This is a genomic window from Pseudomonas fluorescens (assembly GCF_001307275.1).
Taxonomy (GTDB): domain Bacteria; phylum Pseudomonadota; class Gammaproteobacteria; order Pseudomonadales; family Pseudomonadaceae; genus Aquipseudomonas; species Aquipseudomonas fluorescens_AA.
Window position 1 is genome coordinate 3274740 of sequence record NZ_CP012831.1, and the last position, 24178, is coordinate 3298917.

24 protein-coding genes are annotated in these 24178 nt (G+C 60.1%); 14 read left to right on the top strand and 10 right to left on the bottom strand.

What is annotated here, in order from left to right:
- Positions 1-165: 165 nt before the first annotated feature.
- From AO356_RS14415 to trpE, 6 genes are all read left to right on the top strand, one after another.
- Positions 166-1413: an ABC transporter permease gene (locus AO356_RS14415; RefSeq protein ID WP_060740368.1), complete on the top strand. Its 1248-nt coding sequence runs from the start codon at positions 166-168 to the stop codon at positions 1411-1413.
- 12 nt (positions 1414-1425) lie between these two features.
- A complete protein-coding gene (locus AO356_RS14420) occupies positions 1426-2250 on the top strand; it encodes an ABC transporter permease (RefSeq protein ID WP_060740369.1) in 825 nt (274 codons plus the stop codon).
- Positions 2251-2452: 202 nt separating this feature from the next.
- The gene (locus AO356_RS14425) at positions 2453-3601 is read left to right on the top strand and encodes an iron-containing alcohol dehydrogenase (protein ID WP_060740370.1); all 1149 of its coding nucleotides are present in this window, start codon (positions 2453-2455) and stop codon (positions 3599-3601) included.
- Positions 3602-3679: 78 nt separating this feature from the next.
- Positions 3680-4354: a ribulose-phosphate 3-epimerase gene (gene rpe / locus AO356_RS14430; protein WP_060740371.1), complete on the top strand. Its 675-nt coding sequence runs from the start codon at positions 3680-3682 to the stop codon at positions 4352-4354.
- Positions 4351-5169, top strand: a complete 819-nt coding sequence (locus AO356_RS14435; RefSeq protein ID WP_060740372.1) for a phosphoglycolate phosphatase — start codon at positions 4351-4353, stop codon at positions 5167-5169. The genes rpe and AO356_RS14435 overlap by 4 nt, the downstream gene beginning before the upstream one ends.
- A gap of 70 nt (positions 5170-5239) precedes the next feature.
- Complete coding sequence (gene trpE, locus AO356_RS14440; RefSeq protein WP_060740373.1) at positions 5240-6721, top strand: anthranilate synthase component I; 1482 nt, start codon at positions 5240-5242, stop codon at positions 6719-6721.
- 170 nt (positions 6722-6891) lie between these two features.
- Here trpE and estP read toward each other — a convergent pair whose 3' ends face one another.
- Positions 6892-8799: an esterase EstP gene (estP, locus tag AO356_RS14445; RefSeq protein WP_060740374.1), complete on the bottom strand. Its 1908-nt coding sequence runs from the start codon at positions 8797-8799 to the stop codon at positions 6892-6894.
- 409 nt (positions 8800-9208) lie between these two features.
- On the opposite strand from estP, the gene AO356_RS14450 reads away from it, so the two are divergent.
- From AO356_RS14450 to AO356_RS14465, 4 genes are read left to right on the top strand one after another with little or no spacing between them, the layout of a single operon-like run.
- Positions 9209-9802, top strand: a complete 594-nt coding sequence (locus tag AO356_RS14450; protein ID WP_060740375.1) for an aminodeoxychorismate/anthranilate synthase component II — start codon at positions 9209-9211, stop codon at positions 9800-9802.
- 9 nt (positions 9803-9811) lie between these two features.
- On the top strand, positions 9812-10861 hold the full coding sequence (gene trpD, locus AO356_RS14455; protein WP_060740376.1) for an anthranilate phosphoribosyltransferase: 1050 nt from the start codon (positions 9812-9814) through the stop codon (positions 10859-10861).
- Positions 10858-11694 (top strand): indole-3-glycerol phosphate synthase TrpC, encoded by an 837-nt coding sequence (gene trpC / locus AO356_RS14460; RefSeq protein ID WP_060740377.1) that lies wholly within the window; start codon positions 10858-10860, stop codon positions 11692-11694. Before trpD ends, trpC begins: the two co-directional genes overlap by 4 nt.
- Before the next feature lie 3 nt (positions 11695-11697).
- Positions 11698-12399, top strand: coding sequence for a lipoyl protein ligase domain-containing protein (locus AO356_RS14465; RefSeq protein WP_060740378.1), 702 nt, complete (start codon positions 11698-11700; stop codon positions 12397-12399).
- Here the strand turns inward: AO356_RS14465 and crp are convergent.
- Positions 12396-13040, bottom strand: a complete 645-nt coding sequence (gene crp / locus AO356_RS14470) for a cAMP-activated global transcriptional regulator CRP (protein ID WP_060740379.1) — start codon at positions 13038-13040, stop codon at positions 12396-12398. The genes AO356_RS14465 and crp overlap by 4 nt on opposite strands.
- A 233-nt stretch (positions 13041-13273) precedes the next feature.
- Between crp and AO356_RS14475 the strand changes: the two genes are divergently transcribed.
- Positions 13274-13696, top strand: a complete 423-nt coding sequence (locus tag AO356_RS14475) for an OsmC family protein (protein ID WP_003206127.1) — start codon at positions 13274-13276, stop codon at positions 13694-13696.
- A 106-nt stretch (positions 13697-13802) separates the two neighbouring features.
- Here the strand turns inward: AO356_RS14475 and coq7 are convergent, their stop codons facing one another.
- The 6 genes from coq7 to hemJ form a co-directional block, all read right to left on the bottom strand.
- Complete coding sequence (gene coq7 / locus AO356_RS14480; RefSeq protein WP_060740380.1) at positions 13803-14450, bottom strand: 2-polyprenyl-3-methyl-6-methoxy-1,4-benzoquinone monooxygenase; 648 nt, start codon at positions 14448-14450, stop codon at positions 13803-13805.
- Positions 14451-14525: 75 nt separating this feature from the next.
- Positions 14526-14864 carry a histidine triad nucleotide-binding protein gene (locus AO356_RS14485; protein ID WP_060743122.1) on the bottom strand — a complete coding sequence of 113 codons (339 nt, stop codon included), beginning with the start codon at positions 14862-14864 and terminating at the stop codon, positions 14526-14528.
- 82 nt (positions 14865-14946) lie between these two features.
- Positions 14947-15735, bottom strand: a complete 789-nt coding sequence (locus tag AO356_RS14490; RefSeq protein ID WP_060740381.1) for an SDR family NAD(P)-dependent oxidoreductase — start codon at positions 15733-15735, stop codon at positions 14947-14949.
- A gap of 62 nt (positions 15736-15797) precedes the next feature.
- Positions 15798-16760, bottom strand: coding sequence for a DUF805 domain-containing protein (locus AO356_RS14495; protein ID WP_060740382.1), 963 nt, complete (start codon positions 16758-16760; stop codon positions 15798-15800).
- Between the two features lie 52 nt (positions 16761-16812).
- On the bottom strand, positions 16813-17781 hold the full coding sequence (locus AO356_RS14500) for an NAD(P)H-dependent flavin oxidoreductase (protein WP_060740383.1): 969 nt from the start codon (positions 17779-17781) through the stop codon (positions 16813-16815).
- A 34-nt stretch (positions 17782-17815) separates the two neighbouring features.
- Entirely contained in the window at positions 17816-18247 is a 432-nt protein-coding gene (gene hemJ / locus AO356_RS14505; protein ID WP_003206117.1) for a protoporphyrinogen oxidase HemJ, read from the bottom strand.
- Positions 18248-18381: 134 nt separating this feature from the next.
- Here hemJ and argC point away from each other — a divergent pair, with 134 nt between their 5' ends.
- Complete coding sequence (argC, locus tag AO356_RS14510) at positions 18382-19416, top strand: N-acetyl-gamma-glutamyl-phosphate reductase (RefSeq protein ID WP_060740384.1); 1035 nt, start codon at positions 18382-18384, stop codon at positions 19414-19416.
- A gap of 106 nt (positions 19417-19522) precedes the next feature.
- Positions 19523-19873, top strand: a complete 351-nt coding sequence (erpA, locus tag AO356_RS14515) for an iron-sulfur cluster insertion protein ErpA (RefSeq protein WP_003177727.1) — start codon at positions 19523-19525, stop codon at positions 19871-19873.
- Between the two features lie 68 nt (positions 19874-19941).
- Here the strand turns inward: erpA and AO356_RS14520 are convergent, their stop codons facing one another.
- Positions 19942-21033, bottom strand: a complete 1092-nt coding sequence (locus AO356_RS14520) for an anhydro-N-acetylmuramic acid kinase (RefSeq protein ID WP_060740385.1) — start codon at positions 21031-21033, stop codon at positions 19942-19944.
- Between the two features lie 3 nt (positions 21034-21036).
- Positions 21037-22455, bottom strand: a complete 1419-nt coding sequence (locus tag AO356_RS14525) for a peptidoglycan DD-metalloendopeptidase family protein (RefSeq protein ID WP_060740386.1) — start codon at positions 22453-22455, stop codon at positions 21037-21039.
- Positions 22456-22667: 212 nt separating this feature from the next.
- On the opposite strand from AO356_RS14525, the gene tyrS reads away from it, so the two are divergent.
- Positions 22668-23867: a tyrosine--tRNA ligase gene (gene tyrS, locus AO356_RS14530; protein ID WP_060740387.1), complete on the top strand. Its 1200-nt coding sequence runs from the start codon at positions 22668-22670 to the stop codon at positions 23865-23867.
- Positions 23868-24178 lie beyond the last annotated feature (311 nt).

A 24178-nucleotide genomic window follows, 5' to 3' on the forward strand; every position in this document is an offset into this window, starting at 1 on the left:
GCGAGCTTGCTCGCGATAGCGGTTTGTCAGACACATCAATGTTGAATGTGCCGTAGCCATCGCGAGCAAGCTCGCTCCCACAGGTTTTTGCTCCAAGCGGGTGTTTCAAAAGAACAGAGGCGGCCCGCCGCCCCTGTAACGATAAAAAGATTTGCGGAGTTCGCCATGGCCATCGCCGTTCCACTGAACGCGGGCACCAGCCCCACCCTCAAGCAACGGCTCAAGCGCGCCGAGCGGGTCAACCGCTGGAAGGCCCAGGCCTTGATCGCGCCGCTGGTGCTGTTTCTGTTGCTGGTGTTCCTGGTGCCGATCGTGGCACTGCTGTTCAAAAGCGTCAGCAACCCGGAAGTGGTGGGCGCCATGCCTCGCACGGTCGCTGCCGTCGCGGCCTGGGACGGACGCGGTTTGCCGGGCGAGCCGGTGTACAAGGCTGCCAGTGAAGACCTGGCCGAAGCCCGCAAGAATCAGACCCTGGGTGACTTGTCCAAGCGCCTGAACATGGAACTGGCCGGCTATCGCAGCCTGCTGACCAAGACTGCTCGGGCGTTGCCGTTTGCCACCGAGCCGGCTTCCTATAAAGAAGCCATGGAGAACCTCGATGAGCGTTGGGGCGACCCGGCGTACTGGCAGGTGGTCCGCCGCAACACCAGCAACGTCACCCCGTACTACCTGCTGGCGGCCGTCGACCACCGCATCGATGACCTGGGGGAACTGGCCCCGGCGACTCCCGACCAGGCGATTTACCTGGATATTTTCACCCGCACGTTCTGGATGGGCCTGGTCATCACCGCGATCTGCCTGGTGCTGGCCTATCCGCTGGCCTACCTGCTGGCGAACCTGCCGTCGCGCCAAAGCAACCTGTTGATGATCCTCGTGTTGCTACCGTTCTGGACCTCGATCCTGGTGCGCGTCGCCGCGTGGATCGTGCTGCTGCAGTCGGGCGGCCTGATCAACAGTGGCCTGATGGCCATGGGCATCATCGATAAGCCCCTGGAGCTGGTGTTCAACCGCACCGGTGTCTACATCTCCATGGTCCATATCCTGCTGCCGTTCATGATCCTGCCGATCTACAGCGTGATGAAGGGCATCTCGCCCACCTACATGCGGGCGGCGATTTCCCTGGGCTGCCATCCGTTCGCCAGTTTCTGGCGGGTGTATTTCCCGCAGACCTATGCCGGTGTCGGCGCCGGTTGCCTGTTGGTGTTCATCCTTGCCATCGGCTACTACATCACGCCGGCGCTGCTGGGCAGCCCGAACGACCAGATGGTCAGCTATTTCGTCGCGTTCTACACCAACACCAGTATCAACTGGGGCATGGCCACGGCGCTCGGCGGGCTGCTGTTGCTGGCGACCGTCGTGCTTTACCTGATTTACAACCGGCTGGTGGGCGCCAGTCGCCTGCGCCTGAGCTAAGGGGAGATCGAAATGCTGAGTCCTTACATGTCTCCCGTCGAACGGGTGTGGTTCTACACCTTGCGCACGCTCTGCGGGCTGATCCTGTTGTTCCTGATCCTGCCGGTGCTGGTGATCATTCCGCTGTCGTTCAACTCCGGCAGTTTCCTGGTGTACCCGCTGCAAGGCTTCTCGCTGCAGTGGTACCACGATTTCTTCGCCTCGGCCGAATGGATGCGGGCGCTGAAAAACAGCATCATCGTGGCCCCGGCGGCGACGTTGCTGGCGATGATCTTTGGCACACTGGCGGCCATCGGCCTGACCCGCGGTGACTTCCCGGGCAAGGCGCTGGTGATGGCCCTGGTGATTTCGCCCATGGTGGTGCCGGTGGTGATCATCGGCGTGGCCAGCTATCTGTTCTTCGCACCGCTCGGGATGGGCAACAGTTTCCTCTCGCTGATCGTGGTCCACGCCGTGCTGGGGGTACCGTTCGTCATCATCACGGTGTCGGCGACCTTGCAGGGGTTCAATCACAACCTGGTCCGCGCCGCCGCCAGCCTCGGGGCTTCGCCACTGACGGCGTTTCGTCGGGTGACCCTGCCGTTGATCGCCCCGGGCGTGATCTCCGGCGCCCTGTTCGCCTTCGCGACGTCGTTCGATGAAGTGGTGGTGACCCTGTTCCTGGCCGGCCCCGAGCAGGCAACGTTGCCACGGCAGATGTTCAGCGGCATCCGCGAAAACCTCAGCCCCACCATCGCCGCGGCGGCGACGCTGCTGATTGCCTTCTCGGTGATCCTGCTGCTGACCCTGGAGTGGTTGCGTGGGCGTAGCGAGAAGTTGCGCACGGCCCAGGTCTGAAGGTCAGCGTTGTCCAAATGTGGGAGCGAGCTTGCTCGCGATAGCGGTAGAGCATTCAACATTGATGCTGAATGTCAGTGCGCTATCGCGAGCAAGCTCGCTCCCACAGGGTTTCTCATTGCATTCATAAGCTGAATGGCAGACAACCCTCAATACCGAGCTATCCTTGTGCCAGCCCATACTCGAATAAGAGGCCGCGCACATGAGTCTTTCCTCATTCAAGATCGCCCATAAACTGATCACCGGTGCCGCTGCCATCGAGCAACTGGCCGCCGAGTTGACGCGCCTGGACGTCGACAACCCGCTGATCGTGACCGATGCGGCGTTGGTCCAGTCCGGCACTGTGGAACTGGCCCTGCAACATCTGGGAGGACGCGACTACGAGATTTTCGACCGGGTCATGCCGGACCCGGAAATCGCCATCGTCGAGGATTGCATGCAAGCCTACCGCGACGGTGGTCATGATGGCCTGATCGGCCTGGGCGGCGGCAGTGCCATCGACATTGCCAAGTGCGTGGGCGTCTATGCCGGGTACCACGGCGAGCTGCAAGATATGTTCGGCGTCGATCAGGTGCCGCGCAAAGGCCCGCCCATGATTGCCATCCCCACCACAGCCGGGACCGGTTCGGAAGTCACCAATGTGGCGATCCTTTCCGACAAGGCCGCGCAGCTGAAAAAAGGCATCGTCAGCGATTTTCTGTTGCCGGACGTGGCGCTGGTCAGCCCGCAGATGACCCTCACGTGCCCCCGTGGCGTAACGGCGTCCAGTGGTGTCGACGCGCTGGTCCATGCCATCGAGGCCTACCTGTCGCTCAATGCGTCGCCGATCACCGATGCCCTGGCTATCGGCGCGGTCAAGCTGATCAGCAAGGCGTTGCCCAAGGCCTACGCCAACCCCGCGCATCTGCAAGCCCGTGAGGACATGGCCACGGCCAGCCTGATGGCCGGCATGGCCTTCGGCAATGCCGGGGTTGGCGCGGTGCACGCGCTGGCCTATCCGTTAGGTGGGCGCTTTCACGTTTCTCACGGCGTCGCCAATGCATTGTTGCTGCCGTACGTCATGGCGTGGAACAAGATGGCGTGCGTCGAGCGCATGCGTGACATCGCCGAAGCCATGGGCATCAGGACTGCCCATCTGAGCGATATGGAGGCCGCCGACGAAGCCGTGGAAGCCATGGTCGCCTTGTGCGCCGCCGTGGAAATTCCCAAGGGCCTGAGTACCCTGGGCGTGACCGAGGACGTGATTCCGTCCATGGCCCTGGAGGCCGTGGGGATCGAGCGGTTGATGCGCAACAACCCACGCAAGCTGACCGCCAGCGACATCGAGAAGATCTACCGCGCGGCGTATTGATCGACGGTCACGGTGGGCGCGCCAAATCTTGAGGTATACAATGCGCGCCATCGTGATTTCGCTCAAAACAGGTGCGTCATGCAGCCCTTCGCTATTGCTCCGTCGATTCTCTCCGCCGACTTCGCCCGCCTGGGCGAGGAAGTGGACAACGTTCTGGCCGCCGGGGCCGACATCGTGCACTTCGATGTCATGGACAACCACTATGTACCCAACCTGACCATCGGCCCGATGGTCTGCGCGGCGCTGCGCAAGTACGGCGTCACCGCGCCGATCGACGCGCACCTGATGGTCAGCCCGGTGGACCGCATCGTCGGTGACTTCATTGAAGCCGGTGCCACCTACATCACCTTCCACCCAGAAGCCACGCTGCACATCGACCGCTCCCTGCAGTTGATCCGCGAGGGCGGTTGCAAGGCCGGCCTGGTGTTCAACCCGGCGACGCCCCTGGACGTGCTCAAGTACGTGATGGACAAGGTCGACATGATCCTGCTGATGAGCGTCAACCCTGGCTTCGGCGGCCAGAAGTTCATCCCGGGCACCCTCGACAAGTTGCGCGAAGCCCGGGCGCTGATCGACGCCTCGGGGCGTGACATCCGCCTGGAAATCGACGGTGGCGTGAACGTGAACAATATCCGTGAAATCGCCGCGGCCGGCGCCGACACGTTCGTCGCGGGCTCGGCGATCTTCAACGCCCCCGACTACAACGAGGTGATTGCAAAAATGCGCGCCGAACTGGCCCTGGCGCGCCCATGAGCGGCTTCGAGCAGCTGTTCCCCGGCAGCTTGCCGCGTCTGGTGATGTTCGACCTCGATGGCACATTGGTCGATTCGGTCCCGGATCTCGCGGCGGCCGTGGACAGTATGCTGCTCAAGCTCGGGCGTCCGTCCGCCGGCATCGACTCGGTGCGCCACTGGGTGGGCAACGGCGCCCCCATGCTGGTGCGCCGGGCCCTGGCCAATCACATCGATGCCCAGGGCGTCGATGACGCCGAGGCCGAGCGGGCGCTGGAGCTGTTCAACGAAGCCTACGAAGGCAACCATGAGCTGACGGTGGTCTACCCCGGTGTACGCTCCACGCTCAAGTGGCTGAAAAAGCAGGGTGTGGAAATGGCCCTGATTACCAACAAGCCGGAGCGCTTCGTTGCGCCGTTGCTGGACCAGATGAAAATCGGCCGCTATTTCCGCTGGATCATCGGCGGCGATACCTTGCCACAGAAAAAACCTGACCCGGCCGCGCTGTTCTTCGTGATGAAAATGGCCAACATCCCGGCCTCCCAATCCTTGTTCGTCGGCGACTCGCGCAGCGATGTGCTGGCGGCCAAGGCGGCAGGGGTCAAATGCGTGGCGCTGAGTTACGGCTACAACCACGGCCGGCCCATCGCCGAAGAGTTTCCGACGCTGGTGATCGACGATTTGCGCCTGTTAATTCCCGGTTGCCTGGACCCGGCCGCTGAGATAACGTTGCCCGACGCTGTTCAATCCTCTTCTGGAAACGCCATCGTGGTGGTCACTCGCAAACTCTGGATGAAAGTCATGAAGGCCCTGGCCCGCTGGCGTTGGCGCGCCTGACGTGATCCTGGCCGGTTATCCGGCGCGTTTGCATACCTGACTGTCAGCTCCTCTTGCCACGAGGCACCCCATGATCCGCGAAGAATTCCTGCGTCTAGCCGCTGCCGGCTACAACCGCATCCCCCTTGCCTGCGAAACCCTGGCCGACTTCGACACGCCGCTGTCGATCTACCTCAAGCTGGCCGACCAGCCCAACTCCTACCTGCTCGAATCGGTACAGGGCGGGGAAAAGTGGGGCCGTTATTCCATCATCGGCCTGCCGTGCCGTACGGTGCTGCGGGTCCATGACCATCGCATCAGCGTGACCCACGACGGCGTCGAAATCGAAAGCCTCGACGTCGAAGACCCGCTGGCGTTCGTCGAAACCTTCAAGGCCCGCTACAACGTGCCGACCATCCCTGGCCTGCCGCGCTTCAACGGTGGCCTGGTGGGGTATTTCGGCTACGACTGCGTGCGCTACGTGGAAAAACGCCTTGGCACCTGCCCGAACCCCGATCCCCTGGGCGTGCCGGATATCTTGCTGATGGTCTCCGACGCCGTCGTGGTCTTCGATAACCTCGCCGGCAAGATGCACGCCATCGTCCTGGCTGACCCGTCCCGGGAAGATGCCTACGAGCAAGGTCAGAAAAGCCTGCAGGCGCTGTTGGAAAAACTCCGTCAGCCGATCACGCCGCGTCCGGGCCTGGATTTCAGCAAGCAGTCGGCGGCCGACCCGGTGTTCCGTTCCAGTTTCACCCAGGACGATTACGAACGCGCCGTCGATACCATCAAGGAATACATCCTGGCGGGCGACTGCATGCAGGTGGTGCCGTCGCAACGGATGTCCATCGACTTCAAAGCCGCGCCCATCGATCTCTACCGGGCGCTGCGCTGCTTCAACCCGACGCCCTACATGTACTTCTTCAACTTCGGCGATTTTCATGTCGTGGGCAGTTCGCCCGAAGTGCTGGTGCGGGTCGAAGACAACCTGATCACCGTGCGACCGATTGCCGGCACTCGCCCCCGTGGCGCCACGGAGGAGGCTGACCGGGCGCTGGAAGAGGACCTGCTGTCGGACGACAAGGAAATCGCCGAGCACCTGATGCTGATCGACCTGGGGCGCAACGATACCGGGCGGGTCTCGGAAATCGGTTCGGTGAAACTCACCGAGAAGATGGTCATCGAGCGCTATTCCAACGTGATGCACATCGTCTCCAACGTCACCGGCCAATTGAAGGCCGGGCTGACGGCCATGGATGCCTTGCGGGCGATCCTGCCGGCGGGCACCTTGTCCGGCGCGCCGAAAATCCGCGCGATGGAAATCATCGACGAACTGGAGCCGGTCAAGCGGGGGGTGTACGGCGGGGCCGTGGGTTATTTCGCCTGGAACGGCAACATGGACACCGCGATTGCTATCCGCACCGCGGTCATCAAGAACGGCGAACTGCACGTGCAGGCCGGCGGCGGCATCGTCGCCGACTCGGTGCCGGCATTGGAATGGGAAGAAACCCTGAACAAACGCCGGGCGATGTTCCGCGCCGTGGCGCTGGCCGAGCAGACCTCGAACGACTGAAAACCTCCAACAACTGTGGCGAGGGAGCGAACGTCCTCGCCACAGGTCCTTCAGCGACTCGATCAAAATGTGCGAGCGAGCTTGCTCGCGATGAGGCTGTCATATTCAACCCATAGGTCGCCTGACAGTCCGCTATCGCGAGCAAGCTCGCTCCCACCGGCTCGCCTCGATCAGAAGTCCAGGCTGACGCCCAGGCTCACCTCCTGCTGGGTCAAGTCATCATCCTTGCGCAACGTATAACCGCCCCGCAGCGCCAGGTCGTTGGTCAATTTGTGGCTGACCCCCAGGCTCAGGCGGTTCAGGTGGCTCTGTGGCGTGTAGCCTTCCAGCGTGAAATCGTTGGCTGGCAGGCTGTTGAGGGCGATGTTGACCTTTTGCGTGTCGTCTTCGTACTCGCGCTCGTGGGCATATTCGCCAAATACCTGGGTCTGCCGGGTGATGTTGTATTTGCCCTGCAAGCCAATGCCCAGGCGTTTCGAGTCGCGGGTCTGGTCATCGAAGGTCAGGGCCGTGGAGCGGTTGCTCTTTTCCGAGTAGCCATCGACTTCCACCTTCGCATAGTCAGCGCTGATAAACGGCGAGAGGTGCCATTCGCTGCCCGGCTGGGCAATGTCGTAGCCCACCCGTGTGCTGAATGCCCAGAGATGGCCGTCGGTGTCGCCTTTCTCTTGGGCTTCGTTGACGCCCAGGTCGAACTTGCGTTCCAGGTTGTCGTAGTCGAGTTTGCCGCCAGTCAGTGCCGCATCGGCCCACCAGCGGTTTTGCTGGAACTGGGCGAAGGCGGTGGCCAGGTAGCTGTTGAGCTTGTACTGCGAATCGTTATGGCCTGCTTCCATGTCCTGGCGGTAGAGGCCGGCGGCGACACCTACGCGCCAAGCCTCGTTGAGGCGATAGCTGCCGCCGACGTTGAGGCTGTAGCCGCTGCCATCGGCGCTGGCGCCGCTGCCCTGGCTGTCCATGTCCAAGTGTTGGCCGCCACCTGCCACGATGGCTCGCCACTGGCCGACCGCCTGCCAGTCCTCCCAGTCCGATTGCCACTGGCTGCGCAACTCGTCCTGGTGAGCACGCAGGGTCGAGTGGGCCATTTCCGGCAGCAACGTCAATTCCCAGGGCGCCGCGAGCAGAGAATAGGCGTAGTCGGCGATCAACTTTTGCCCGGTTTCGGTTGGATGGACCGCGTCGTTGTAGATCAGCTTGCTGGGGTCTGGTGTGGCACTGTTGATGCCGTAGGTGGCGTTTTCCGTGCAGCCGTTGCCGCTGAAGCAGGTTGCAGTCAGGTTCTCCCCGGTGGCAAGGCCGAATCTTGCCGGATCGGCGAAGCTTTCCTTCAGCAAGAGCGGAATGTTCAGTGGAATGATTTCAGCGTCGATGCCTTGCAGGCGTGTGATCAGTTGTTGGTTGAACTGATTGCCCAGTTGCGAAAAGGTGTCCTGCAAGGGGCCGCCGTTGAGGGCCGGCGTCAGGCCCAGGTCGGGCAACAGCCAGACCATCACATAGCGGGCACCGGCCGTTTGCAGCACTTGGACGCTGTCGGCCAGGCGGTCCGCGGCGGCGTTCGCTTGCGCGGTGTTCAATACCCGGCCTTGGAGGAAGTCGTTACCGCCACCGGAAAGGTAATACAGCGCATTCGGATCGGCCCGCAGGCCATTGGACTGCAGGTAGCCGGGACGGCTGCGCTCGCCGGTGTCGGATACACCGGTGATCGATTCGAGGATCTGGTCGGTACGATAACCGCCCACCGCCCAGTTGTTGCCGTCTGCCAGCCCTTGGTCGGCGCGGACCGCCGAGGTGGAGGCGGCGGTCTCGTCGGCGGAATAGCCCAGGCGCCCACCGAGCAGTTGGGTGGAGTTGGCCGAATAGGCTTCACCGCTGCCGTCCGTGTAGATCGGACCGGTTCGGTTGGTATAGCGCTCGGTCGAGCCGGGCGGGCCATTCGGGTCGGCGAACTGGCCTGCATCGTTGAGGCTGTCGCCGAACACAATGAATTTGGAGTACGGGTTGGGGGCGGCGCTCGCCTGGGCGCAGGCCATCGCCAGCAGGCAACCGGCAATCGGTACGAACAACGTCTTTTTGATCATGGGGAAATCCGTTTTTATTTTTTTGTTGTTAGAAAACGAAACGACAGTACCAAAAACTTTCGGCATTTTGCCATCTATCCGGAACGTCGCGATTGTTTCAAAGCCCTTCGGGAACGGTCATATTGCGTGCTCCGCCCAGCTAAGCTACTGTGCCGGAACGTATGAACGAGACTTCCCCTGTGTCGATTGCCAGCAAACTTCTGGATCAAATGATCAAGGCACACGCCCGTTGGCGTTGGCGCGCCTGAACATTCTCCGCCGGCTTCGCCGGACCTGTACCGATTTGCCTTCTTTACCCGCTGTAGAACCGCTTCGCCGGGGCATCAACCGCCTCGCCAAGCGCAGCAGCGTGCGGGTCACTCTCTGAAGGCTGTGTTCAAAGTCAGTGAATTCAATAGGTTGCTTAGCCATGTTGCTGATGATCGATAACTACGACTCTTTTACCTACAACGTTGTGCAATACCTTGGCGAGCTGGGCTCCGAGGTCAAGGTCGTGCGCAACGACGAACTGACCATCGCCGAAATCGAAGCCCTCAAGCCTGAGCGCATCGTGGTTTCCCCCGGGCCATGCACGCCGACCGAAGCGGGCATTTCCATCGACGCCATCAAGTATTTCGCCGGCAAGCTGCCGATCCTGGGCGTCTGCCTGGGGCATCAATCGATCGGCCAAGCGTTCGGCGGCGATGTCGTGCGCGCCCGACAAGTCATGCACGGTAAGACTAGCCCGGTATTCCATGAGGACAAGGGCGTGTTCGAGGGACTGAATCGTCCGCTTACCGTAACCCGCTACCACTCTTTGATCGTCAAGCGCGAAACGCTGCCTGACTGCCTGGAGTTGACGGCCTGGACCCAGCTTGAAGACGGCTCGGTCGATGAAATCATGGGGCTGCGCCACAAGACATTGAACATCGAGGGTGTGCAATTTCATCCCGAGTCTATTCTCACCGAGCAGGGCCACGAGCTGTTCGCCAACTTCCTCAAACAAACCGGCGGCACGCGCTAAGGACTTTTCATGGATATCAAGACAGCCCTGAGCCGTATCGTCGGCCATCTCGACCTGAGCACCGACGAGATGCGCGACGTGATGCGCGAGATCATGACCGGCCAATGCACGGATGCGCAGATCGGTGCGTTCATGATGGCCATGCGCATGAAGAGCGAGAGCATCGATGAAATCGTCGGCGCCGTGTCGGTGATGCGCGAACTGGCGGACAAGGTCGAACTCAAGACGCTGGACGGTGTGGTCGATGTGGTCGGCACCGGTGGTGATGGCGCCAATATCTTCAACGTTTCCACCGCCTCGTCGTTTGTGGTCGCGGCGGCCGGTTGCACCGTAGCCAAGCACGGTAACCGCGCGGTCTCAGGCAAGAGCGGCAGTGCCGATTTGCTGGAGGCCGCCGGCATCTACCTGAACCTGACACCGATTCAAGTGGCGCGTTGCATCGACAATGTCGGCATTGGTTTCATGTTTGCCCAGACCCACCATCGTGCCATGAAACACGCTGCCGCGCCGCGCCGTGACCTGGGCCTGCGTACGCTGTTCAACATGCTCGGCCCGCTTACGAATCCGGCCGGCGTGAAGCATCAAGTGGTTGGGGTGTTCAGCCAGGCGTTGTGCCGGCCATTGGCCGAAGTCCTGCAACGCCTGGGCAGCAAGCACGTGCTGGTGGTTCATTCGAAGGATGGCCTGGATGAATTCAGCCTGGCGGCGCCCACATTCGTGGCCGAACTAAAAAATGATCAGATCAGTGAGTATTGGGTCGAACCTGAAGACCTCGGCATGAAAAGCCAGAGCTTGCATGGCCTGGCGGTCGATGGGCCGGCCCAGTCGCTGGAGCTGATCCGCGATGCCCTGGGGCGCCGCAAGACCGAGAATGGCCAGAAAGCCGCCGAGATGATCGTGCTCAATGCCGGTGCTGCGTTGTACGCCGCCGACCACGCCAGCAGCCTCAAGCAAGGCGTGGAACTGGCCCATGACGCACTGCACACTGGCCTGGCCAGGGAAAAACTCGAAGAGTTGGGTGCATTTACCGCCGTATTCAAAGTGGAGAACGAAGGATGAGCGTGCCAACGGTTCTGGAAAACATTCTGGCTCGCAAGGTCCAGGAAGTGGCTGAGCGCAGTGCTCGCGTCAGTCTGGCCGAGCTGGAAAACCTGGCGCGTTCAGCGGATGCGCCGCGCGGTTTTGCCAAGGCGCTGATCGATCAGGCCAAGAAAAAACAGCCGGCGGTCATTGCTGAAATCAAGAAGGCCTCTCCCAGCAAGGGCGTGATTCGCGAACACTTCGTTCCGGCCGATATCGCACGGAGCTACGAGAAAGGCGGTGCGACCTGCCTCTCGGTGCTGACCGACGTCGACTTTTTCCAAGGGGCCGATGACTACCTGAAGCAGGCGCGGGCGGCGTGCAAGTTGCCGGTGATCCGCAAGGATTTCATGATCGACCCGTACCAGATCGTCGAGGCGCGTGCGCTGGGCGCCGATTGTGTGCTGTTGATCGTCTCTGCCCTGGATGACGTGAAAATGGCCGAGCTGGCGGCCGTGGCCAAGAGTGTCGGGCTGGATGTCCTGGTGGAAGTCCATGATGGCGATGAGTTGGAGCGAGCCCTGAAAACCCTCGATACCAAACTGGTCGGCGTGAACAACCGCAACCTGCACACGTTTGAAGTCAGCCTGGAAACCACCCTGGACCTGTTGCCACGCATCCCGCGTGATCGCTTGGTCATCACCGAAAGCGGCATCCTCAACCGGGCCGATGTCGAGTTGATGGAAGTCAGCGATGTGTACTCGTTCCTGGTGGGCGAGGCGTTCATGCGGGCCGAGAACCCGGGTACTGAATTGCAGCGACTGTTCTTTCCTGAACGAGGCCTGCCGGTGAGCGGCTCGACGCTGGACTGATCCATGTCGCCTGTGATTTCCCTCTCCGTCGAAGCTGGCCTGCAAGCCGAACAGGACCTGTTGGCCAGCATCTGCGCGGGCGACGCCGAGTTCGGCCTGCTGTTCTGGCAGCCCAATGACCGCGCGCTGGTCATGCCGCGCCGCTTGAGTCGACTGCCGGGGTTCGAGCACGCCAGTGAAGTATCGGCCGGCCAAGGCTGGCCAGTCCTGCTGCGTGAAACCGGTGGTGAGCCGGTGCCGCAATCGGTCGCTACGGTCAATATCGCCTTGGTCTACGCGCCACCGCGCAGCGAAGGCGACCATGGCCGCATCGAAACCGGGTATCGCCGGTTGTGCGACCCCATCTGCCAGCTGTTGGATGAATTGGGCGGGGTGGCTTCGCTGGGAGAAGTGGAAGGGGCCTTTTGCGACGGGCGCTTCAACGTCAACCTCGACGGCCGGAAAATGGTCGGCACCGCTCAACGCTGGCGCCAGAGCAAGGGTGGCCAGCGTCCGGTGGGGCTGGTGCATGGCGCGCTTTTGCTGGAGAACGAGCGCGAGTCCATGGTCGCGGCGGTCAATCGCTTCAATGAGGCCTGTGGCCTGGAGCAGCGAGTGCGTGCCGAGAGTCACATTGCCTTGCGTGAAAAATTCCCGGCGCCGCACGCACTGGAGCGACTCGACGTGCTGTACCGGGAACTGCTGACCCAACTGCTGGGTGCTTAACGCGTTCCGAACACCACCATGGTCTTGCCTTTGACGCTGACCAGGTTGCGCTCTTCCAGGTCCTTGAGTACGCGACCGACCATTTCACGGGAGCAACCGACAATCCGGCCAATCTCCTGGCGGGTCACCTTGATCTGCATGCCGTCCGGGTGGGTCATGGCATCGGGCTGCTTGCACAGCTCCAACAGACAACGTGCGACACGTCCAGTGACGTCGAAAAATGCGAGATCGCCGACCTTGCGGGTGGTATTGCGCAGGCGCTGTGCGATTTGTCCGCTGAGGACGTAAAGAATGTCCGGGTCTTGCAGGGACAGTTCTCGGAATTTGGCGTAGCTGATTTCCGCAACTTCACATTCAATCTTGGTCCGCACCCAGGCACTGCGTTCCTGTTCCTTGCCCGCCTGTTCGAACAACCCCAGCTCACCGAAAAAATCTCCGGAATTGAGGTAGGCGATGATCATTTCCCGACCGTCATCATCTTCTATCAGGATAGTGACCGAGCCCTTGATGATGAAAAACAGCGTCTCGGAACGATCTCCCGCACAAATGATGTTGTGTTTGGCTGGGTAGCGGCGGCGCTGGCAATGCATCAAGAGCTTGTCGAGATTCTTGATCTTGAACGTGGGAGTAATGGCAACCATGGTTGTATCCCGAAAGACTGCGCGGTGTGGTGGTTTGTTTTTGTATGAAGGCGAATAGCTATCGCTAAAAGCTGGCCATACGCCAGCGAGTTGGCGCCAGCTTAACAGAGGCGTCCTTAATAGATTTGAGAATTTACCTACAGGCTGGCAGGACGGGGCTCTAAGACGAAGAGCGGTCATGGCGAAGCGCTGTGCTAAGCTGGCGACCCTTTTTTAACAGTGGAGTCTTGGCGATGAAGGCACGCATCCAATGGGCTGGCGAAGCCATGTTCCTCGGTGAGTCAGGCAGTGGTCATGTGGTCGTCATGGACGGCCCGCCAGAGGCCGGTGGTCGGAACCTGGGTGTTCGGCCGATGGAAATGCTCCTGTTGGGCGTAGGCGGTTGCAGCAATTTCGACGTGGTCAGCATTCTTAAAAAGTCCCGCCAGGCCGTCGAAAGCTGCGAAGCGTTCCTGGAAGCGGAGCGTGCCACCGAAGATCCAAAGGTATTTACCAAGATCCACATGCATTTCGTGGTGAAGGGGCGAGCCTTGAAGGAAGCCCAGGTCAAGCGGGCCATTGAGCTGTCCGCCGAGAAATACTGCTCGGCTTCGATCATGCTCGGCGCCGCCGGCGTCGAAATCACCCACGATTATGAAATCATCGAATTGGGTTGAGTCGATCTCGATGGCGAAGCCCGCGACTCGCCGTGTTGAAGTCCTGAGCTAATGAAAAAGGCGACTCCCGCTGGAAGTCGCCTTTTTCATTGGTGTTGCAATGGCGTCAAATCCGATAAGTGCTCTTGGTCATGACCTTGGCCAGCAGGCTCATGCCGAACTTCACCGGCGCCGGAAAACGGAAGCCGCCGGCGTCAAGCGCACTTTCGGCATGGTGTTCTTCATCCACGCGCATCTGCTCGAGGATCGCCCGGGACTTTTCATCCTCGGCCGGCAGTTGCTCCAGGTGTTCGTTCAAGTGCTTGCACACCTGATGCTCGGTCGCGGCAACGAAGCCGAGGCTGACTTTATCGCTGATCAGGCCGGCGACGGCGCCGATCCCGAATGACATCCCATAGAACAGCGGGTTCAGGACGCTGGTGTGGCTGCCCAGCTGGCGAATGCGTTGTTCACACCAGACCAGATGGTCGATTTCTTCCTCGGCGGCGTGTTCCATTGCCTCACGCACCTGGGGCAGCTTCGCTGTCAGCGCCTGGCCCTGATACAGCGCCTGGGCACAGACTTCGCCGGTGTGGTTGATACGCATCAGGCCGGCGACGTGGCGGGTTTGCTCGTCACTCAGTTGCGCGTCCGGCTGCACGATAGCCGGTGATGGGCGGTACGGCTGGCCACTGAAGGGCAGCAGGGTGCGCATCGCGGTATCGGCTTGCAGCAACAGACGGTCAATCGGCGAGTAGTGACGTTGGGTAGTCATGCTTACCTCCGGGAAAAATCACGGCGGCCAGTTTAACCCAATCGGCCGCCGAAGATTTGCGTTGGGTCAGGGCTATCAGCCCGGCGGCCAGTGCATCTGGCGCTGACCCAGCACATGCATATGAATGTGATAGACCGTCTGCCCACCCAGTTCATTGCAATTCATCACCACGCGAAAACCTTCTTCGCAGCCCAACTCCAGCGCCAGGCGCTGGGCAGTGAACAGAATGTGCCCGGCCAGGCCCTTGTCTGCTTCGGTGAGGTCATTGAGCGTACGGATCGGTTTTTTCGGAATGACCAAAAAATGCACGGGGGCTTGCGGGGCGATGTCGTGGAAGGCCAGTACCTGGTCATCCTCGTAGATGATCTTTGCCGGGATTTCCCGGTTGATGATCTTGGTAAACAGAGTATCCACGGCTGTTTTCTCCATTGGGTTCGTCGAGGTCCGATGTCATGAAGGCTCCGGTTTAGGCGCCTGGTTGTTCAACGTGAAGGGATCAGCGCGGGCAATAAGCCTTGTTGATCATGCCGGCGATGTTCCGGACCAGCCATCGCGATCCCAGTCGCGGCAGTGCGGCCAGCCAGCGATTGCGGCGTCCAGGAATGATGATGGCGCGGTTCTTGTCCAGTGCGCGTACGGCGTACAGGGCAACTTCCTCCGGGCTCATCAGCAACTTGCTGTCGATGAGTTTCTGTTCGTCCATCTGCGCCCTGGCGAAAAAGCCGGTCCGGGTCGGCCCAGGGCAAAGCACCGAGACCTTGATCGCGCATTTCTTCAGTTCAACTCGCAGGGCTTCGGAAAAGTGCAGTACATAGGCCTTGCTGGCGTAGTACGTACTCATCCAGGGGCCGGGTTGGAAGGCGGCGATCGAGGCAACGTTGAGGATCTGGCCGCCGCCGAGCAGCGCCATGCTATTACCGACGGCGTGACAAAGCCGTGTCAGGGCGAGGATGTTGACTTCGATCAGGTCCTGCTCGGTCATCCAGTCCTGGCCCAGGAACGGCCCGCTGGTGCCGATGCCAGCACAATTGACCAGCAGATCGATCTGTCGCTCGCCTTCCTCCAGTTCCAGCAGAAAGCCTGAAAGCCTCAGCGGTTCGCCCAGGTCACAGGCCCGGAACAATACTTCCACGCCAAACCGCTGAGTCAGTTCGATTGCAATACTTTCCAGCCGATCACGCTGTCGAGCCACCAGTATCAGGTTGCGGCCGCGCCGGGCCAGCGCTTCGGCCATGGCCAGGCCGATACCGCTGGAAGCGCCAGTGATCAGTGCGTAACGGGTCATGCAGTTCTCCATCGCAACAGCCCGCCGCCAGTTGACTGGGCTGTCACCGGCATGAAGCGCGCTTATTGTTCCTCTTCTTCATAGTCTACAGAAGGCGGAGCGGGCTCGGCTGCCTCGACGGCGGGCTCTTCAGAGGTTTCGTTGCTGGATTCGCTGCTTTCATAGCTGCTCAGGCTGCTGCTGTCGTAGTCCTCCTGAAGGGCTCCGAAGATGCCGGCGAAGGTGGCCATGAAAATCAGGACGATCATCACCAGCCAGAGCGAGGCCAGCAATTTGACCGCTGTGGTATTGCGCGGCGGCGGGGGGCCGTACTGGTTTGCGCCGGTATTGCCCGGAGCGATGATGAGGATGAAGGGGAAGATGCTGCCCACGAATGGAACCAGGTTGATCAGCCACAACCATCCCGACCAACCGAGATCATGCAGGCGCTGGACGTTGAACTGGATGCTCACGAAGGCAAAGGCTAGCACGACGACTGCGGCGAGCAGGCCGCCGACGATGAGTCCCGCGACCGAGTCGGAAGCCAGCAGCCAGGCCGTGGCCAACCAGAAGCCTATGCCGACCAGGGGCAGTAGGGCCAGGGTCAACACCATGGTCCAGGCCAGGTAGCGTAGACGGCCGATACGCCCATCGAAGCTGAAGGGCTTGAGTGTGCCGTACTCGGCAAGCGCTTCACCGACTTGGGCGCGGGGAGGCGCGTATGGCGAGACAGGCTCGACGATCGAATCGGGATGGCGTCCACTCGGTTGCCGTGGTGCCTCCTGTACCTCGCCAAGGTTCAATTGGACAACGGGTTCGGCTTCGATCCTGGCATCGATTCCGCTCTTGTTGAGCGCTTCCAGGTACTGCTGCGCCTCGCTCTGGGACAGGTTGCTCTTGAGGGCTACCTTGCGACCGGTGAACAGCCGTTCAATGGCGCTGACATCGCTTTTGAACAGCTCGGCGAGGTTGAGTTTGGCGGTGGTGGTATCGACGCCCGGCATCAGGCCGCCGTCGAATACGATGTTGAAACGGGTTTCGCTCATGCCTGGCATCCTTGTCTCTAATAAGTTGATTGGTTGTTTTGTTCAGGCTGATTCAGCGGGGCCATTGCCCGCCAAGCTGCGTCGCCCGGGCTTGTGCCTGACGGTATTCTTCATCCAGGCGTGCCACCAACTGATCGACACTGGGCAAATCATCGATTTCACCCACGCCCTGGCCAGCGGACCATACGGTTTTCCAGGCCTTGGCTTCATCGTTCAGCGGTTTGAGTTTCGAGCCGAAATCCACGGCGCCTTTGTTCTGCAGGGCGGCCAGATCGAAACCGGCGTTCTCCAGGCTCTGGCGCATGAAACTGGCCGGTACCCCGGATACAGCAGGAGTATGCACGATGTCTGCGGCTCTGGATGTGAGCAACATCTCTTTATAAGCGTCAGGTGCGTGGCTTTCGCTCGTACCGATAAAGCGTGTACCGAAGTAGGCCAGATCCGCGCCGAGCAATTGTGCGGCCAAGATCTGATGGCCGTGGTTCAGGCATCCTGCCAGCAGCAGGGTCTTATCGAAAAACTGCCGGATCTCGGCGATCAGTGAAAACGGGCTCCAGGTCCCGGCGTGCCCGCCTGCGCCAGCGGCAACGGCGATCAAGCCATCGACACCGGCTTCGGCGGCTTTCTCGGCATGCCGTCGGGTCGTCACGTCATGGAACACCAGGCCGCCGTAACCGTGAACCGCGTCCACCAGCTCTTTCACCGCACCCAGGCTGGTGATGACAATCGGCACCTTGTGTTCGATGCAGATGGCCAGGTCGGCCTGAAGTCGCGGATTGCTGTGATGAACAATCAGGTTTACCGCGTAGGGCGCCGGGTTTTCCAGGGTTGCCAAGCCTGCTTCGATTTCTTCCAGCCAGGCCTTGAAGCCGCTGCTTTCGCGTTGGTTCAACGCCGGAAAGCTGCCGACAATGCCATTGCGGCAGCAGGCCAGCACCAGTTGTGGATTGGAAATCAGGAACATTGGCGCCGCCACGACGGGCAGTCGCAAGCGTTGTTCAAGCAGAGCGGGCAACGACATGGGAAGTACCCCGGAAATGGATGCTGATTGGAGGTTAGAACGGTCGAACGACGACCAGAATTACGATAGCCAGCAATATCAGAACCGGCACTTCATTGAACCAGCGATAAAAGACATGGCTGCGGGTGTTTTCGCCACGGGCGAAGCGCTTTACCTGGGCGCCGCACATATGGTGGTAACCGATCAGCAGCACGACCAGGGTCAACTTGGCGTGCATCCAGCCTCCCTGGGTGAAGTAGGCGCCGGCATTGAGGCTGAGCAACCAGATGCCGAATACCAAAGTGGCAATCATCGCCGGGCCCATGATGCCGCGGTACAGCTTGCGCTCCATGACGCTGAAGCGCTCTTTGCTGACACTGTCTTCGCTTTGGGCGTGATAGACAAACAGGCGAGGCAGGTAGAACAGGCCGGCGAACCAGCAGACCATGCTGACAATGTGAAGTGCTTTGAGCCACAGATAGAGCATTTTTAGTTATTCCTCGATTCACGGTAGCCCGATAGTAGAGGTTAGAGCGGCCACACGTCACCTTGACGGTTGTCGCAACGCCCTGCGGCCCCTATTATCGACGGCTTTCCAGTGGGTTCGTTGAGGGCAGGTTTATGGTCAAGGTCGGTATCGTCGGCGGCACGGGTTACACCGGTGTCGAACTGCTGCGTCTTCTGGCACAGCATCCGCAGGCTGAGGTGGTGGTCATCACTTCCCGATCCGAGGCCGGCCTGGCCGTCGCCGACATGTATCCGAACCTGCGCGGCCATTACGACGGCCTGGCGTTCAGCGTTCCGGACGTCAAGACCCTCGGTGCCTGCGATGTGGTGTTCTTCGCCACGCCCCACGGTGTCGCCCACGCCCTGGCCGGTGAACTGCTGGCCGCCGGGACCAAGGTGATCGACCTGTCGGCGGACTTCCGTCTGCAGGACGCCGATGAGTGGGCCAAATGGTACGGTCAGCCCCACGGTGCGCCGGAGTTGCTCGAGGAGGCGGTCTACGGCTTGCCGGAAGTCAATCGCGAGAAAATCAAGCAGGCTCGACTGATCGCCGTACCGGGTTGCTATCCGACCGCGACACAGTTGGGCTTCTTGCCGTTGCTTGAGGCCGGTCTTGCCGATACTTCGCGTCTGATTGCCGACTGCAAATCCGGGGTCAGCGGCGCCGGGCGTGGCGCCAGTGTCGGCTCGCTGTATTCCGAGACGTCGGAAAGCATGAAGGCGTACGCGGTCAAGGGGCATCGCCACCTGCCGGAAATTCGCCAGGGGTTGCGCCGGGCTGCGGGCAAGGACGTCGGCCTGACCTTCGTGCCGCACCTGACGCCGATGATTCGTGGCATTCACTCCACCCTCTATGCGACCGTCGTCGATCGTTCGGTGGACCTGCAGGCATTGTTTGAAAAACGTTACGCCAACGAACCGTTTGTCGATGTAATGCCCGCTGGCAGCCATCCAGAGACCCGCAGCGTGCGCGGTGCGAACGTTTGCCGGATCGCCGTGCATCGCCCACAGGACGGTGACCTGGTGGTGGTATTGTCGGTCATCGATAACCTGGTCAAGGGCGCGTCCGGCCAGGCGGTGCAGAACCTGAACATCCTGTTCGGCCTGGATGAGCGCCTGGGGCTGTCCCATGCGGGGATGTTGCCTTAAAAGCAGTTTGCCGCAGCTCCGCAAATAGTTGACCGATTTTGTAGGAGAAGCGGATAATGCCCGCCATCACGCATTATGGCGGCGTAAGCGCCGGGAGATATTCAGCATGAGCGTCGAAACCTTCACCCCCACGGCTTTGCAATTCACCCACGGTGCCGCGCACAAGGTGAAGAGCCTGGTCGATGAAGAGGGCAATGATCGTTTGAAGCTGCGCGTATTTGTTACGGGTGGCGGTTGTTCCGGTTTCCAGTATGGCTTCACTTTCGATGAGGAAGTGGCTGAAGACGACACCATCGTCGAGCGCGAAGGGGTCAGCCTGGTGGTCGATCCGATGAGCTTCCAGTACCTGGCAGGTGCCGAGGTGGATTATCAGGAAGGTCTGGAAGGGTCGCGTTTCGTGATCAAGAACCCTAACGCCACCACGACCTGTGGGTGCGGTTCTTCGTTCTCGATCTGAGACAGCTCCAATAAAAACGCCGCAGTGCCTTACGGTCCTGCGGCGTTTTTTTGTCCGTAATCCTGATCTCAGGCCGGGTAGATGGCGCCGAGTACGCGCAAGCCACGGGCGCCAGTGACACTCGGCCGATTGCCCGGAATGCCTTCAAGGCAGCAATGGGCTAGCCAGGCGAAAGCCATGGCTTCGACCCAATCCGGGTCCACGCCATACACCGCCGTACTGCTGACCTTGGTACCCGGCAGCAACTCAGCCAGGCGTTTCATGAGCGCCTGGTTGTGCGCGCCGCCGCCGCAAATCAGCAACTCCTGGGTATTCGATTGGGCATGCTGCAGTGATTCGACGATGGTCAGGGCGGTCAGTTCGAGCAACGTCGCCTGTACGTCTTGCGGGGCGAAGGTTGGCAACTGCGACAAATGCTGGCTCAGCCAAGGCAGGTTGAATACCTCGCGGCCAGTACTTTTCGGCCCCTTGGTGACGAAGAACGGATCGCTGAGCAGTGCCTTGAGCAGGGCTGGCTCGACTTTCCCGCTGGCAGCCCACTGGCCGTCACGGTCGAAATGGTCGCCTCGTTGTTGATGTATCCAGGCATCGAGCAAGACGTTGCCTGGACCACAGTCGAAACCGGCTACAGGTTTTGCGGGCTCTATCAGGCTGAGATTGCTGAAGCCACCGATATTCAATACGGCACGATTACCAGCTCGTTCTTCGAACAGTGCTTCGTGAAACGCCGGTACCAGTGGGGCGCCTTGTCCGCCAGCGGCAACATCACGGCTGCGGAAATCGCTGACGACGGCGATGCCGGTCAATTCGCTCAACAGGGCCGGATTGCCGATTTGCACGGTAAACCCACGGGCTGGTTCATGGCGGATGGTCTGGCCGTGGCTGCCAATCGCCGTGATGTCTTCAGGCTTGAGTTTCTGTTCGTCGAGTAGGGTATGGATACCCTGGGCGGCCAGCTTTACCCAGTTTTGCTGGGCAATGGCAGAGCGGGCGATTTCATCGGGCCCGCTGCTGCACAGTCCGAGTAATTCGGCGCGCAGGGCGGCGGGCATGGGGATGTAGTGCGTGGCAATCAATTTGATCGCCGGGGCCAGTTCGATCAGTGCGATATCCAAGCCATCCAGGCTGGTCCCGGACATCACACCGATATAGAGCGCCATGGCTTAGCGCTTGCTCGAGGCCAGCATGGTGGCTTTCTCTTGATCCATGCGAGCCATCAAGGGTTGGCTTTGCGCCAGGAAACGCGCGCGCTCGGCCTTGGCGATCGGATCGGCCATCGGCAACTTCTGGCCAAGCGGATCGACATGGACGCCGTTGACCTGGAACTCATAGTGCAAGTGCGGTCCGGTGGACAACCCGGTGGTACCGATGTATCCGATCACCTGGCCTTGCTTGACGGTGCCGCCAGTCTTCACGCCTTTGGCGAAGCCCTGCATGTGGCCGTACAGCGTGCGATAGGTGTTGCCGTGCTGGATGATCACGGTATTGCCATAACCGCCGCGACGTCCGGCCAACAATACCTTGCCGTCGCCGGCCGCCTTGATGGGCGTACCACGGGGGGCTGCGTAGTCGACACCTTTATGGGCGCGGATCTTGTTCAGGATCGGATGCTTGCGGCCGGCGGAGAACTTCGAGCTGATGCGGGCGAAATCAACCGGTGTACGGATGAATGCCTTGCGCATGCTGTTGCCGTCGGCGGTGTAGTAGCTGCTGTTGCCTTGTTTGTTGGTGTAGCGCACCGCGGTGTATGTCTTGCCGCGGTTGGTGAAGCGCGCGGAAAGGATCGGGCCGTTGCCGACGCTCTTGCCATTGACCACTTTCTGCTCATAGATGACGTCGAATTCGTCACCCTGGCGAATGTCCTGGGCGAAGTCGATGTCGTAGCCGAAGACGCTGGCCATGTCCATGGTCAGGCTATGGGAAAGGCCGGCGCGGGCAGCTGACTGGGACAATGAACTGTTGATGACACCATGGACATAGGCCGAGCGAACGGTAGGCTTGGCGGTGACGCGGTTGAATACGTAACCCTTGTCATTTTTGGTCAGGGTGATGCTTTCCAGGTCGCTCAGCTTGGTGTGCAGATTGTTCAGCTGTCCATCTGGATTGAGTTCGAATTCGAGCTTCTGACCGCGTTGCAGTTGAGTGAACTGCTTGGCTTGCTTGTCGCTGGCCAGGATTTCGTGGACCGATGTGGAGGGCAGGCCAACCTTTTCGAAGAGGGTGGAAAGCGTGTCGCCCTTGGCAACAATCACTTCGCGATGTTCCGGTCCTTTCTTTTCTTCCACGACAGGCGCTTCTACCGGAGCGGCGGCCTGGGCAGTGTCTTCCGGGCTGCTTTCAATCTGCGCAAAAGGAGAGGCGGCCGGTTCGTTTGTGGCTTGAACGGCTTCGGCGGCGTCTTGTTCTTGTGTCAGTTGTTCAGCAGGGCTTTCCAGTTCAAGACTCAGAGTCGTCTTTTTGGCTTCAACATCGCTGGAGGGAAACACCAGGAGCGCCAGGCTTAGGAGGGCTGCGATGCCACTGGCGGCAAGCAGGTGGGTCTTTGGGTAAAGCGGCGGCGCTTTAGACGGTTCTGTGGTCATAAGTAATTTTGACTTTTGAAAAGATGAATTGGAAAAGATGAATGACATGATGAAGATGAAATAACTGTATAAAATATAACCAAAACCCCTGCGAAGCAAGCCCGCGAATGCTCTGTTCTGTGGATCGGCGTCCGTGCGCCGGGCAAACCTTGTATTTGGTGCACGATCTTGTATGGTTGGGGCCCTTTGAATCTGAGCCTTACGGGTCTGTTATGAAGTCGGTTGAAGAGCAGCTAGCGCTGATCAAACGTGGTGCGGAAGAACTGTTGGTCGAGTCCGAGCTGATCGAAAAGCTCAAGCGCGGGCAGCCGCTGCGTATCAAGGCTGGCTTCGATCCGACGGCACCCGATCTGCACCTGGGTCATACCGTGCTTATTAATAAGCTGCGCCAGTTCCAGGATCTGGGGCACCAGGTCATCTTCCTTATAGGGGACTTCACCGGCATGATCGGTGATCCGAGCGGGAAGAGTGCGACGCGCCCGCCGCTGACCCGCGAGCAGGTTCTCGATAACGCCGAGACCTACAAGACTCAGGTTTTCAAGATTCTTGATCCGGCCAAGACCGAAGTGGCATTCAACTCCACTTGGATGGATCAGATGGGGCCGGCGGATTTCATTCGCCTGACGTCCCAGTACACCGTGGCTCGCATGCTCGAGCGCGATGATTTCGACAAGCGCTATACAACCAATCAGCCAATCGCCATCCATGAGTTCCTCTACCCGCTTGTTCAGGGTTATGACTCGGTCGCGTTGCGCGCTGACGTTGAGCTTGGCGGTACCGACCAGAAGTTCAACCTGTTGATGGGGCGTGAGTTGCAGCGTGGTTATGGTCAGGAGGCGCAGTGCATCCTGACCATGCCATTGCTGGAAGGTCTGGACGGCGTGAAGAAGATGTCCAAGTCGTTGGGCAACTACGTGGGCATCCAGGAAGCGCCGGGCGTCATGTACAGCAAGCTGGTCTCCATTCCTGATGTGCTGATGTGGCGTTACTTCGAGCTGTTGAGCTTCCGGTCCATGGATGAGATCAATGCGTTCCGTGCTGATGTAGAGGCCGGGGCCAACCCGCGGGACATCAAGATCAAGCTGGCTGAAGAGATCGTTGCGCGTTTCCATGGTGAGGAGGCTGCGGCCAATGCTCATCGTGCGGCGGGTAATCGTATGAAAGATGGCGAGCTGCCGGATGATCTGCCGGAGATCGAGTTGACTGCGGCTGAGAATATGCCAATCGCGGCGGTTCTTAATAAGGCTGGCCTGGTCAAGAATGCGGCGGTGGCGCGAGATCTCCTGGGTTCGGGTGGCGTGCGTATAGATGGTGAGGTTGTGGATCGCACCTATATATATGAGCTGGGCTCTACTCATGTATGCCAGGCCGGCAAGAAGGCTTTCGCCCGTATTACGCTGAAATCTGAATAAAGCGAAATTAAGGGTTGACGGCAGATTCTGGAAGTCTATAATTCGCCCCACTTCCGGCGCAGTCGAAACGGAAAACTCCTTGAGATTCAACGAGTTAAGTAGGTTTCGAAGGCGCAGGGCTTCAGTTCATCGAAGTCCGGAAGGAGCAGGTAGAGCAGTGTTGTTTGGCTCTATGTGCGGTTCGATCTTCTCGGTCGAAAGCGGTGAAAAAGAGGTGTTGACAGCAGCGAGTAACGCTGTAGAATTCGCCTCCCGCTAACGAGAGATCGGAAGCGCAAGTGGTTGAAGTTGAAAAGGAAACTTTGAAAACT